General features: G+C 48.2%; 3 protein-coding genes and 1 pseudogene. 1 reads left to right on the top strand and 3 read right to left on the bottom strand.

Features of this window, described 5'->3' with window-relative positions:
• Positions 1-236: fimbrial biogenesis chaperone (locus BZG14_RS15305; protein WP_198532080.1), on the bottom strand; the 236-nt coding region annotated here is incomplete at its 3' end.
• A 208-nt stretch (positions 237-444) separates the two neighbouring features.
• Between BZG14_RS15305 and BZG14_RS15300 the strand changes: the two genes are divergently transcribed.
• Positions 445-762 carry a hypothetical protein gene (locus BZG14_RS15300; protein WP_077486901.1) on the top strand — a complete coding sequence of 106 codons (318 nt, stop codon included), beginning with the start codon at positions 445-447 and terminating at the stop codon, positions 760-762.
• A 43-nt stretch (positions 763-805) separates the two neighbouring features.
• Here the strand turns inward: BZG14_RS15300 and BZG14_RS15295 are convergent, their stop codons facing one another.
• Together BZG14_RS15295 and BZG14_RS15800 are read right to left on the bottom strand one after the other, a co-directional pair.
• Entirely contained in the window at positions 806-1180 is a 375-nt protein-coding gene (locus BZG14_RS15295; protein ID WP_443509165.1) for a fimbrial protein, read from the bottom strand.
• 115 nt (positions 1181-1295) lie between these two features.
• Positions 1296-1485: pseudogene (locus BZG14_RS15800) on the bottom strand (IS3 family transposase); the annotation flags it as partial.

The raw sequence follows: 1485 nt of genomic DNA, 5'->3' as shown, positions 1-1485 counted from the left end.
GTGTACATTAACCGCGCTGACTGACTGGTGTTCGCGTTCACTTTAAAGATAGGTGGCATGATCACAAACGGCGCATCCGCCGTCTTAGGTGTCGACTGCTCATCACCGGCATCAATCCACAACTGAACAATATTCGGATGTGGATCCGTGTTGGTAAATTCAATGGTATGCGCATCATTATTCGCGGGATAAATCACACGCGTATTTTTTAATACCACAGACGCGGACGCGTGCATCACAGGCCACATTGCGCCAAGACAAGCCAACACGATGAGGATCTTTTTTATACTCGCTATTTTCATCATTCACCTCACAACTCAACCGTTACCTTGCCGAGCGAGCCACAACCGCTCACCATACCGATGATCGTGTCTTGAAATCCTAGACTATAATTTTTATAGATTGCCAAATGCCTGCTGCTAGCGACAACCAAGGAGACACACMATGAAAACACCACTTATAATCGGCGTAGTCGCCCTGCTCAATACCTTCAGCACCTACAGCCTTGCCGAAGAGACAGCTGGGCAAGGCATCCTTGTCTTTGGAGGGAGCGTGGTTGAAAGCACCTGCGATCTGCACAATCATCAGCTTCGATGCGACGTGCCAGCCAATGCCACTAACATCAAGGTAACGGCTGATGATCCCACCTCTCGAAATACATCGCCATCAACCACGCGCCAATCTTTACGCACAAGCCCTATTACCAAGCTTGAATATCAACAACTAAACAATAACCGGTATGTACTGGTCAGCTATTTATAGCTATCAAAATGATAGCTATCGAAACCATCCAGTAGACCATTGATCAGTTATACGTAATGGCATACTGAACGGAAGCAAACACTTCACCTGCGGTTGCCCCGCCCTCTTCGCTAATATACTGCACGCCGTATTCAGTCTTGGCCGAAGTCGTGCCCTCAGCCAGCACTAGACCCTCGAGCGCAGCTTCCGAGGTTAAATCCACAGGCTGTAGCGAATTATCCAGCAGTTGCAATGCCACATTGGTTGCATCGCCCGTGTTGCCCAAGTTACCGGCGCCTGTCACGTTATTGCCCACAAATTTGGTTGTGATCTGCGTATCCGCTCCTGGTGCGGTGCACCCAGTAACCCCCACGGTAAACATTTTCTGACCTGCTGTATCTCCTGCATTGGCCAGCTCAGCGGCAGCAACCGATGACAAAAGCACGACCGGATTAGCGGTATTATCGTTTACCGTTACAGAGCAGGTTTGGTCTGTGACTTCACCCTTAAAGGTAATGGTATTATTGGCATGGACAGCCGTTGATGTGTAGTGGTCAAGAAAAACTGGCCACCGGTTTATAGTTAATCCAGTATTTTTCCTCTGCCAGGTTCGGACTCATACCGCTATTATGCTGATGTGGCCTAAGTTGGCTGTAATACCCGATTAAATATTTCAGTATATGCGCTTGAGCCTGCGAAAATGAACGGTAACCATAAGTCGGTACCCATTCTGTCTTCAAACTT

Source organism: Salinivibrio sp. IB282, assembly GCF_001995685.1.
GTDB classification, from domain to species: domain Bacteria; phylum Pseudomonadota; class Gammaproteobacteria; order Enterobacterales; family Vibrionaceae; genus Salinivibrio; species Salinivibrio kushneri.
Note: the sequence above shows the minus strand (reverse complement) of the source record. Positions and strands in the feature narration are given on the sequence as shown.